Here is a 10,707-nt window from a genome sequence, read left to right on the forward strand (position 1 = left end):
GCGATTCGTCAGCCCCGCCGCCCCCGTATTCAATTATGGGACGTCTGACGAGCAGTCTGCCTGTCCGGGGATCGTATGTGCCGTGCGGTGCGTAGTCATGCCCGTAGAACTGGGGTCGGCGGGTTCACGGCAGATCTTGCAGCGCTGCTCGGATCACCTCGAGGAACCAGGCCTGGGCGGGGCTGCGGCCGGGCGTCCGGCGGGTGTAGGCGGCGATCTCGGCGGGTTCGATCGCCCACGGCAACGCGAAGGTCCGGACCCGATGGGTTCGGGCCAGGGCGCGCGCGACGCGTTGCGGCACGATGGCGACCAGGTCGGTGTCCTGCACGGCGTACGGGAGCGTCGCGAAACGTGTTACCCGGACGGCGATTTGGCCTTCCAGGCCATAGGTACGCAGCGCTTGCCGGGGCGCGGGGTGGCCCGTTGTTCCGTCGACGACGATGTGCCGTTCGCCGCGCAGCTCGTCCTCGGTCGCCGAATCACCGCGCAGGCGTGGATGACCGACCGCGACCATACCGGCATAGCCTTCGGTGAACAGTGGAAGCCGGTGCAGCCGAACCGAATCCAGCACCGGGCTGGCCACGATCGCGTCGACCCGGCCGCGGGTGAGTTCGTCTGTCGCGGTGTCGATGTCGAACGCGTGCACCTGCAAGGTCGCGGCGGGGGCCCGGGCCGCGAGTTCCGCGAGCACCAGCGGCAGCGTGTTCACCTCGCCGAGGTCGGACAGCCCGATCGAGAAACTGACCGGTCCCGACGCATCGAATTGTGTTGCGGCGCCGATGGTCACATCGAGCTGCTCGATGGCGGTGCGCAGCGGCGGATAGAGCCGCTCGGCCTCCGAACTCGGGACCAGGCCGCCGGGCCCGCGCACGAACAGCTCGTCGCCGAGCCGCCTGCGCAGCTTGCCCAACCCGTAGCTGACGGTGGGCTGGGTGACGCCGAGCACGTCCGCCGCCGCCGTCACGCTCCGCGTCTCGTAGAGCAGCACGAAGGTCCGGATGAGGTTCAGATCGAACTCCGCCGCCATAGATCCCCTCTATACAGATGCGAAAAAACATCTATTGGATTTCTGATCTGGCCGATCGTAGCGTGATGGCAGTCACAACTGCACACCAGAAACGAAGTCACCATGAAGAAGTTGTTCTCCTGGCCGGCGGTGCTCTGCTGGCTGATCGTGCTGCTGGAGGGCTACGACCTAGTCGTGCTCGGCGCCGTCATCCCCACCCTCATCGACCAGCACCACGTCGGATTCACCGCGGCCAGTGCGACTTTCGCCGCGACCATTTCGCTGGTGGGCGTGGCCATCGGCGCGACGGCGTCCGGACCGATCGCCGACCGCTACGGCCGACGCCGCATGCTGATCAGCTCGATCGCGGTGTTCTCCCTGTTCACCGCCGTTGTTCCGCTGGCCGGATCGGTCAGTGTGTTCGCCGCGTTCCGGTTGATCGCCGGCGTCGGGCTCGGCGCATGCCTGCCGACCGCACTGACCTTCATGGCCGAACACATGCCGCCTGCGCGCCGGGCCTTCGCCAGCACGATCACCATGACCGGTTATCACACCGGGGCGGTGCTCACCGCACTGCTCGCGCTGCAAGTCATCCCGCATTGGCAGCCGCTGTTCTACGGCGGTGGCCTGGCCGGTTTCGTGCTGCTGCCGGTGATCTGGGCGAAATTGCCGGAGTCCGCGGCATTCCTCGCGGCCAAGAACGCGCCTATCCGGGTTCGGCCCGCGGTGTTGCTGAAGCCGTTGTATCTGCGTGCGACGCTGGGGGTTTGGGTCGGTTCGTTCATGGGCCTATTGCTTGTTTACGGTCTGAACACGTGGCTGCCGAAGTTGATGCGTGATGCCGGGTACAACATGTCGACCTCGTTAACGGTGCTGTTGATGTTGAACATCGGTGCGGTGATCGGCCTGCTCACGGCCGGGACGCTCGCTGACCGGCGGGGCATCAAACCGACGGTGCTGGTGTGGTTCGGTGCGGCGGCGGTTTTCCTGGCGTTGCTGAGTATCAAGATTTCCAGCACGGTGCTGCTCAACGGGTTGGTGCTGGTTACCGGAATCTTCGTTTTCTCCGCTCAGGTGCTCATCTACGCCTACGTAACTCAGGCGTACCCCGCCGAGATCAGAGCCACGGCAATGGGATTCGCCGCAGGCGTCGGCCGGCTCGGCGCCATCTTCGGACCCACCATCACCGGCTGGCTCATCGTCCTCGGTTCCGCGAACCCATGGGGCTTCTACCTTTTCGCGGCGGTCGCCGCGATCGGACTGCTCGCCATGGCCGCCGTGCCGCGCACCACCGTCGATGGACTCGTGCCGGAGCCGGCCCCGTTAATCGACGAAGGAGCGCGCCCGGCATGAGGACTACCCGCACCCAGGTAGCGATCGTTGGCGCCGGCCCGGCCGGTCTGCTGCTCTCACATCTGCTGCACCGCGCGGGGATCGAATCCGTCGTCATCGATATCCGCACGTACGAGCAGATCGCCGGCACGATCCGTGCGGGCATTCTCGAGGCGGGTTCTGTTCGGCTGCTGGTGGATTCGGGAGTGTCCGAGCGCGTGGTCACCGAGGGGCACCGGCACGACGGTGTGGTGCTGCGTTTCGACGGTGAGAACCACCGGATCGACTTCCAGGAGTTGGTCGGTGAATCCGTCTGGTTGTACCCGCAAACCGAGGTGTTCCTGGATTTGTCCAGGCGACGCACGATCGACGGGGGAGACGTGCGCTACGGCGTAGCCGATACCGCCGTCGACATCACGGGTGAACACCCGACGGTGACGTGCACCGAACCGGACGGCAGCCGAGTGCGCATCGAGGCCGACCTGCTCGTCGGTGCCGACGGCTCCCGATCGGTCTGCCGCCACGCCTTCCCGCCCGGCACCCGCGCCGAATGGTTCCGCGAGTATCCGTTCGCCTGGTTCGGCTTCCTGACCGAGGCGCCGCCTTCGCACGACGAATTGATCTATACCCGTTCGGAGTTCGGGTTCGCGCTGATCAGCCAGCGCACACCGACGATGCAGCGGATGTACTTCCAATGCGCACCCGACGAGCGCCCGCAGGACTGGGACGACGACCGGATCTGGACCGAGATGCGCCGCCGCGTCAACGGCAATGGTTTCGCTCTTCGGGAAGGCCCGATCAGCGCGAAGATGGTGCTGCCGTTCCGCTCCTTCGTCACCGCGCCGCTGCGCCACGACCGGTTGCTGCTGGCCGGTGACGCCGCGCATACCGTGCCGCCGACCGGCGCGAAAGGGCTGAACCTGGCGCTCGCCGACGTGGCCGTACTGGCCGAGGCGATCGGCGACTTCTACCGCGCCGGCGACGCCGACGTACTCGACCGGTACACCGAGCGCGCCGTGCGGCGGGTGTGGCGGGCACAGCACTTCTCGTACTGGGCGACCACGATGCTGCACGCGGTGGGCGGCGCGTCCCCCTTCGATATCGAGCGACAGCGCGGTGAGTTGTCGCTGATCGCCGATTCCCGTTATGGCGCAGCGTATTTCGCTGAGGCCTACACCGGCTGGCAGCAGTAGAACCAGACCCGACGAACGTAAGGAGTGATTGTGGCCCGGATTTCGTCCTTGGCGGACGCGGTAGCCGAACTCGTCCATGACGGCGACACCGTTGCCCTGGAAGGCTTTACACACCTGATACCGGTCGCGGCCGGGCAGGAGATCATCCGGCAGCGCAGGCGCGAGCTGACCCTGGTGCGGATGACCCCGGACATCGTGTACGACCAGCTGATCGGTGCGGGCTGCGCAGCGAAACTGATCTTCTCGTGGGGCGGCAACCCCGGAGTCGGTTCGCTGCACCGGTTTCGGGACGCGGTCGAGCATGGCTGGCCGAGCGCGCTGGCGATCGAGGAGCACAGTCACGCGGGCATGGCCAACCGCTATGTCGCGGGTGCCTCCGGTCTGCCGTTCGCGGTGCTGCGTGGTTACGTCGGCACGGATCTGCCGACGGTGACCGAGACCATCAAGCCGATCACCTGCCCGTTCACCGGTGAGCGGCTGACCGCGGTGCCCGCGATCAACCCCGACGTCACCGTGATTCACGCCCAGCGCGCGGACCGGGCCGGGAACGTGCAGCTGTGGGGTCTGCTCGGGGTGCAGAAGGAAGCCGTGCTCGCCGCGCGACGCAGCCTGGTCACCGTCGAAGAGATCGTCGACGAGCTCACCCCGGTGCCCGGTGCGATCGTATTGCCCGCCTGGGCGGTGACCGTGGTGGCCGAGGTGCCCGGCGGCGCGAATCCTTCGTACGCGCACGGGTATTCCGAACGGGACAACGCTTATTACGCCGCGTGGGACGCGATCAGCCGTGACCGAGAACGTTTCGCCGACTGGCTGGAGCAGCACGTATTCGCAGGGAGCGTGGCATGAGGAGCTCGACCTCCGACGAGACGATGACCGTCGCGGCCGCACGGGCACTGGGCGGTGGCAAGCGGTGTTTCGTCGGCATCGGCCTGCCGTCCACCGCCGCGAATCTGGCGCGCACCACCCACGCGCCGGACCTGGTGCTCATCTACGAGTCGGGCACCCTGGGTTCCAAGCCGGGCCGGCTGCCCGCCTCGATCGGTGACGGCATCCTCGCCGAGACCGCCGACGCGGTGATCAGTGTGCCGGAGGTGTTCAACTACTGGTTGCAGCCGGGACGCATCGATATCGGGTTCCTCGGCGCGGCGCAGCTGGACCGCTTCGGCAATATCAACACCACCGTCATCGGCGACTACCGGAAGCCGAAGGTGCGGTTGCCGGGAGCGGGCGGCGCGCCGGAGATCGCCGCGTCGTGCGGTGAGGTGTTCGTCGTGGTCCGGCAATCGCGCCAATCCTTTGTCGAGCGAGTCGATTTCGTCACCTCGTTCGGGCATGGGCGCGGTGGTGCCGAGCGTGCGCGACTCGGGCTGCGCGGGGCCGGACCGACCCAGGTGATCACGGATCTGGGCATCATGCGGCCCGATGAGAACGGTGAGCTGGTGCTGACCGCCGTGCATCCGGGGGTGACCGTCGAACAGGTACGCGCGGCCACCGGCTGGGAGCTGAAAGTCGCCGCCGACCTGGCGGTCACCGAGCCGCCGACCGCCGCCGAACTCGCGGCCCTGCACACCTTGCAGGCGGCGTCATGAGCGCAGCATTTCTCTACGACGGCGTGCGAACTCCTTTCGGCCGCTACGGTGGTGCGCTCGCGGGCACCCGTCCCGACGACCTCGCCGCGCACGTCCTGCGTACGCTGGCCGAGCGCACCGATTTGGACCCGGCGACGGTGGACGACGTGCTGTTCGGTGCCGCCAACCAGGCGGGTGAGGACAACCGGAACGTCGCGCGGATGGCCGCCCTGCTCGCGGGCTGGCCGACCTCGGTACCCGGCGCCACCGTGAACCGTTTGTGCGGCTCGAGTTTGGACGCGGTTCTGCACGCCTCCCGCATGATCGAGACCGGTGACGCCTCGGTTCTCGTGGCCGGCGGAGTCGAGTCGATGAGCCGCGCACCGTGGGTGATGACCAAGCCGCCCAAGGGCTTTCCTGCTGGCGATGCCACGCTGCATTCGACGACACTGGGCTGGCGGCTGGTCAATCCGGCGATGCCCGCGCGGTGGACGGTATCGCTGGGCGAGGGCACCGAACTGCTCGCCGACCTCTTCGGCATCGATCGCATGGCACAGGACGAATTCGCCACGCGCAGCCACCAACTCGCTGCGCAGGCCTGGAAGAACGGGTTCTACGACGATCACGTCGCGGCCGTGCCGGACATCGACCTCACCCGGGACGAACCGGTGCGCCCGGACACCACGGTGGCCACCCTGGCGCGCCTGCGTCCATCGTTCCGCACGAACGGGACGGTGACCGCGGGCAATGCCTCACCGCTGAGCGACGGCGCCTGCGCCCTGCTGCTCGGTGACGAGACGCTCGCCGATCGGATCGGTAGCGCGCCACTGGCCCGCATCGCCGGTCGCGGCGCGGCAGGCGTCGACCCGGACGCGTTCGGCATCGGTCCGGTAGAGGCCGCGCGAATTGCGCTGCGGCGGGCCGGGATCGGCTGGGGCGACGTGGGGGTGGTGGAACTGAACGAGGCGTTCGCCGCGCAGTCCCTCGCCTGTCTGGCCGGGTGGCCGGAGCTGGATCCGGCGATCGTCAATGTGAACGGTGGCGCGATCGCGCTCGGGCACCCGCTCGGTGCGTCCGGCGCCAGGATCGTCAACCAGCTCGCCCGCGAAATGCGGCGTCGTGGCAGCCGGTGGGGACTGGCCGCACTGTGCATCGGTGTCGGCCAAGGTCTCGCCGTCGTGCTGGAGGCAACGTCATGAAGACACAACCAGTGCACCCCGCAGGTTTCCGTCGCGATCCCGACGATATCCACCCGCCGCTGGACTTTCCCGGCTACACCTCCACGGTGCTGCGGCATCCGCGGGAATCGCTGATCCTGTTGCCGCAGCGGCTCACCGAGCTCACCGGCCCGGTGTTCGGCTCGGAGCGGTTGGGCCCCAACGATAGTGATCTGACCGCTCAGCATGCGGGCGAGCCGATCGGTCAGCGCATCATCGTGCACGGACGACTGCTCGACGGCGACGGCAAGCCCATCCCGCACTCGCTGGTGGAGATCTGGCAGGCCAACGCGGGCGGGCGCTACCGGCACGACCGCGACCGCTGGAACTGCGCGCTGGACCCCAACTTCGACGGTGCCGGGCGCACCTTTACCGATGGTGCCGGGCGCTACGAGTTCACCACGATCAAGCCCGGCGCCTACCCGTGGCGCAATCACCACAACGCGTGGCGGCCCGCGCACATCCACTTCTCGCTGTTCGGGCAGGCTTTCACGCAGCGGCTGGTGACGCAGATGTACTTCCCGGACGATCCGCTGTTCTTCCAGGATCCGGTCTTCAACTCGGTTCCCGAACATGCCCGTGAATTGCTGATCAGCCGTTTCGATTACGCGCGTAGCGAGCCGGAGCGGGCGCTGGCCTTCGAGTTCGACATCGTCCTGCGCGGACGCAACGCGACACCGTTCGAACACGAGGAGGACGACGATGACTAGCTTGCGCAGCACTCCGTCCCAGACCGTCGGGCCTTATCTGCACATCGGCTTGATTCGCGATGAGTGCGAGCTCGCCGTGCCGCTGGGAACTGCTGGCGCGGTGTGGATCACGGGCCGGGTGTTCGACGGAGCGGGCACGGCCATCGATGACGCCATGGTCGAGACCTGGCAGGTCGACGCACCAGGATCGGCCGACGACGCGAACAGCGACCGAACAGGCTTCGCGCGCAGCGACACTCGGCGCGGGCAGTTCGCCCTCTACACAGTTGTTCCCGGCCCGGTGTGCGACGGTGCCGGGGGTCAACAGGCGCCGCACCTCGATATGTCGGTGTTCGCCCGCGGGCTACTGCATCGGCTGGTCACCCGGGTCTACTTTCCGGAACATGCCGACCGTCATCGGACCGACCCGGTGCTGACCACGGTGCCACCGGAGCGTCGCGACACGCTGATCGCTGTGCGTGACGGTGACGGATACGTGTTCGACGTACACCTCCAAGGCGCGGGCGAAACGGTGTTTTTCGATGTCTGAGGGGCTGTTCGACGGCGTGCTCGCGGCGGGACCCGTCGCCGAGTTGATCGCTGATCGAGCGGGGGGGCAGGCGATGCTCGACTTCGAGGCGGCACTCGCACTGGCCTCGGCCGCGGTGGGCGAGATTCCGGCCGAGGCTGCGGCTGCCATCGAAAGGTGCTGCCAGGCAGAGCAGTACGACATCGCTGAGCTCGGCGCGGCGGCGGTGGGCATCGGCAATCCCGCGGGCCCGCTGGTACGCGCACTGACGGCGCGGGTTGTCCCTGAGGCCGCTGCCTATGTGCATCTGGGGGCGACGAGTCAGGACGTCTTCGATACCGCCGCCATGCTGGTGACCGCGCGGGCACTGACCGCGTTGCGCGCCGATCTGCACGCCTGCGCGGACCGGCTCGCGCACCTTGCCGAGGAACACTCGGGCACGGTGCTCGCTGGGCGCAGTCTGTTGCAGCAGGCTCCGCCGGTCACCTTCGGGCTCACCGCGGCCGGCTGGCTCGGCGGCGTGGTCGCGGCGCTGGACCGCATCGATGTTCTTCTCCAGGACCGTCTTGCGGTCCAATTCGGCGGCGCTGTAGGCACTTTGGCGGCATTACGAGGTAACGGCGTTCCGGTGTTGAGCGAGCTGGCGCATCGCCTCGGACTCGCCGAGCCGGTGCTGCCGTGGCACACCGAGCGCAGCCGGATCGCCGAGATCGCCGGAGTGCTCGGTCAGACGAGCGGCGCGGCTGCGAAGATCGCCCGCGATATCACCCTGTTGGCGCAGACCGAGATCGCCGAGGTGGCCGAACACGGGCCGCCGGGCAGTGGTGGCTCATCGACGATGCCGCACAAACGGAATCCGGTCGCCGCAGTGCTCGCTGCCGGTTCGGCGGCGCAAGCTCCGGGGCTGGTCGCCACGCTGCTGGCTGCCGCCGCGCACGAACACCAGCGGGCCGCCGGATCGTGGCATGCCGAGTGGCGCCCGCTGACCGAACTGCTGCGCAGCACCGGGTCCGCGGTGCACTGGCTTCGGGTCTGCCTGGACCGCCTCCAGGTCGATGCGCAGCGTATGCGTGCCGACCTCGACAGCACCGGTGGCCAGCTGCTGGCCGAGCACGTCGCGATCGAGTTGGTGTCGGCCTCGCACGGTGCGGTAGGCAGGCAAGAGGCGGGCGACCTCGTCGCGGAATGTTGCCGTCAGGCCGAGGCTACGGCGACGGATCTCGCCGACGTACTTGCGTCCAACCCAGCTACCGCAAAGTTTCTGAGCCGCAACAGAATCGGTGAACTACTCGAGCCGGCCGGCTATCTGGGTTCCACGGAGGAATTCATCCGCCGTGCACTCCGTGACCGGCAGTCGCGCCTATGAACAGGAGAGTGATGACTGCGGTCGATGTCCACCATGTCGTAGAGGGGTCTCCAACCGGTCCGCCTGTGCTGTTGAGTGGTTCGCTCGGCAGCGATCTGCGGATGTGGGAATCCCAGGTCGCCGCGCTGACGGCGGCCGGGTATCGGGTCGTGCGCTACGACCAGCGCGGGCACGGTCGTTCCCCGGTGCCACCCGGCCCGTACTCGCTGTCCGATCTCGGTGCCGACGCGCTCGCACTGCTGGACCGGCTGCACATTCGCCGGGCGCATTTCGTCGGCCTGTCGCTCGGCGGCATGGTCGGCATGTGGCTCGGCCAGCACGCACCACACCGGCTGCACTCGTTGACGCTGTGCTGCACCTCGGCCGAGCTCGGACCGCCCAGCGGCTGGGCCGACCGTGCCGCGACCGTCCGAGCCGGGGGCACCGGCGCGGTGGCGGAGGCGGCCGTGCAGCGCTGGTTCACCCCGCAGTGGCGGGCTGCTCACCCGGAACGGGCCCGCGACTTTCAAGACATGATCGCGAGCACTCCCGCCGAAGGCTACGCCGCATGTTGCGCGGCGATCGAGACGATGGACCTCACCGGACGTTTGCCCAGGATCAGCGCACCGACACTGGTCGTCGCGGGCGCGGACGATCCTGCGACGCCACCGGCGCACGCACAGCGGATAGTCGATGCGGTGCCGTTGGCTCGGCTCGAAATCATCGGTCCGGCAGCACATCTGGCCAATGTCGAACAGCCCGGCCTCGTCAATGACCTGATCCTCGGACAGCTGAAGGAGAATTCGTGAATGAGCGCGCGCAACTAGGTTCGCAGGTGCGGCGCGAGGTGCTCGGCGACGCACACGTCGACCGTGCCGAAGCGGGCACCACCGAATTCACCCGCCCCTTCCAGGAATACATCACCGAGGCGGTGTGGGGATCGCTCTGGACCCGCCCCGGCCTGGATCGCCGTACCCGAAGTTGCATAACCCTGGCGATACTCACGGCCCTGGGCAGGCACGAGGAGATAGCGATGCACGTGCGCGCCGCCCTCGGCAACGGCGTCACCGCCGCCGAGATCGCCGAAGTCCTGTTGCATACCGGTGCTTACGCGGGAGTTCCCGCCGCGAACGCCGCGTTCGCCATCGGTCAGCAGGTGCTGGACGAACTCGACGGTCCGGCCCGTGCCGATTGAATCCTGTTACAACACCGAGGTTCTCAGCTGAGACACCGCCTCGGCAGGGTGCCGAGCCGAGATGCCTTCGCCGATCGCGTCGAATTGCCAAGCGTTGCCGGATCGGGTCAGCTTGCCGAGGATCAGGCCGGTGTACGACCCGGCGCTGCTCAGGTCGTAGCGGGCGATTTCGACATCGGAGACCCCATCGACGATGCGGCAGAACGCATTCTCGATCTGATCGAAACTCTGTCCCGTGTAGCAGGTCACCAGGAACAACACTCCGGTGACCTCCGGTGCCATCCGGGTCAGGTCGACGGTGATGATCTCGTTGTCGCCGTTGCCTTCTCCGGTGGTGCTGTCGCCGAGATGGCGCACCGAACCGTCCCTGGACATGAGCTGCTCGTGGTAGACGACGTCCACGATGTTGTTCTCGGCGTAAAGCAATGCCGAAGCGTTCAGATCGATCTCTTTGGCTCCGCCCGCGAGCCAGCGGCTCTGCGGAACCGGATCCCAGCCGAGAGCCATGCTGACGTAGTCGAGTCCGCCCCTGTTGTCATCCCTGAGTGTCACGAACATGGTGCGAATCTCCCGTGGTCGAACGGCCCGACTCGCCGCTCTGCGAACCGGGTTTGCCGACCAGACTTCCCGGCG

The 10,707-nt window shown here is 67.5% G+C and carries 12 protein-coding genes; 10 read left to right on the top strand and 2 right to left on the bottom strand.

All coding sequences use genetic code 11. The features are described from left to right. Positions 1–124: 124 nt before the first annotated feature. The gene (locus DBO33_RS14440; protein WP_107655485.1) at positions 125–1,027 is read right to left on the bottom strand and encodes a LysR family transcriptional regulator; all 903 of its coding nucleotides are present in this window, start codon (positions 1,025–1,027) and stop codon (positions 125–127) included. Between the two features lie 102 nt (positions 1,028–1,129). Here DBO33_RS14440 and DBO33_RS14445 point away from each other — a divergent pair, with 102 nt between their 5' ends. From DBO33_RS14445 to pcaC, 10 genes are read left to right on the top strand one after another with little or no spacing between them, the layout of a single operon-like run. Further along, the gene (locus DBO33_RS14445) at positions 1,130–2,359 is read left to right on the top strand and encodes an MFS transporter (RefSeq protein WP_107655486.1); all 1,230 of its coding nucleotides are present in this window, start codon (positions 1,130–1,132) and stop codon (positions 2,357–2,359) included. Further along, the gene (locus tag DBO33_RS14450; protein ID WP_107655487.1) at positions 2,356–3,531 is read left to right on the top strand and encodes a 4-hydroxybenzoate 3-monooxygenase; all 1,176 of its coding nucleotides are present in this window, start codon (positions 2,356–2,358) and stop codon (positions 3,529–3,531) included. Before DBO33_RS14445 ends, DBO33_RS14450 begins: the two co-directional genes overlap by 4 nt. A gap of 30 nt (positions 3,532–3,561) precedes the next feature. Continuing rightward, positions 3,562–4,377 carry a CoA transferase subunit A gene (locus DBO33_RS14455; protein WP_107660272.1) on the top strand — a complete coding sequence of 272 codons (816 nt, stop codon included), beginning with the start codon at positions 3,562–3,564 and terminating at the stop codon, positions 4,375–4,377. Further along, positions 4,374–5,120 carry a CoA-transferase subunit beta gene (locus DBO33_RS14460; RefSeq protein ID WP_107655488.1) on the top strand — a complete coding sequence of 249 codons (747 nt, stop codon included), beginning with the start codon at positions 4,374–4,376 and terminating at the stop codon, positions 5,118–5,120. Before DBO33_RS14455 ends, DBO33_RS14460 begins: the two co-directional genes overlap by 4 nt. Next, positions 5,117–6,298 (top strand): thiolase family protein, encoded by a 1,182-nt coding sequence (locus DBO33_RS14465; protein WP_107655489.1) that lies wholly within the window; start codon positions 5,117–5,119, stop codon positions 6,296–6,298. The genes DBO33_RS14460 and DBO33_RS14465 overlap by 4 nt, the downstream gene beginning before the upstream one ends. Beyond that, on the top strand, positions 6,295–7,026 hold the full coding sequence (gene pcaH / locus DBO33_RS14470; RefSeq protein ID WP_107655490.1) for a protocatechuate 3,4-dioxygenase subunit beta: 732 nt from the start codon (positions 6,295–6,297) through the stop codon (positions 7,024–7,026). The genes DBO33_RS14465 and pcaH overlap by 4 nt, the downstream gene beginning before the upstream one ends. Beyond that, complete coding sequence (gene pcaG, locus DBO33_RS14475) at positions 7,019–7,555, top strand: protocatechuate 3,4-dioxygenase subunit alpha (RefSeq protein WP_107655491.1); 537 nt, start codon at positions 7,019–7,021, stop codon at positions 7,553–7,555. The genes pcaH and pcaG overlap by 8 nt, the downstream gene beginning before the upstream one ends. Then, positions 7,548–8,900: a 3-carboxy-cis,cis-muconate cycloisomerase gene (gene pcaB / locus DBO33_RS14480; protein ID WP_107655492.1), complete on the top strand. Its 1,353-nt coding sequence runs from the start codon at positions 7,548–7,550 to the stop codon at positions 8,898–8,900. The genes pcaG and pcaB overlap by 8 nt, the downstream gene beginning before the upstream one ends. 11 nt (positions 8,901–8,911) lie before the next feature. Then, positions 8,912–9,688, top strand: a complete 777-nt coding sequence (gene pcaD, locus DBO33_RS14485) for a 3-oxoadipate enol-lactonase (protein ID WP_107655493.1) — start codon at positions 8,912–8,914, stop codon at positions 9,686–9,688. Continuing rightward, complete coding sequence (gene pcaC, locus DBO33_RS14490) at positions 9,685–10,074, top strand: 4-carboxymuconolactone decarboxylase (protein ID WP_107655494.1); 390 nt, start codon at positions 9,685–9,687, stop codon at positions 10,072–10,074. The genes pcaD and pcaC overlap by 4 nt, the downstream gene beginning before the upstream one ends. A gap of 6 nt (positions 10,075–10,080) precedes the next feature. Here the strand turns inward: pcaC and DBO33_RS14495 are convergent, their stop codons facing one another. Next, a complete protein-coding gene (locus DBO33_RS14495; RefSeq protein ID WP_107655495.1) occupies positions 10,081–10,632 on the bottom strand; it encodes a TerD family protein in 552 nt (183 codons plus the stop codon). Positions 10,633–10,707 lie beyond the last annotated feature (75 nt).

This window comes from Nocardia suismassiliense, from assembly GCF_900269665.1.
Taxonomy (GTDB): domain Bacteria; phylum Actinomycetota; class Actinomycetes; order Mycobacteriales; family Mycobacteriaceae; genus Nocardia; species Nocardia suismassiliense.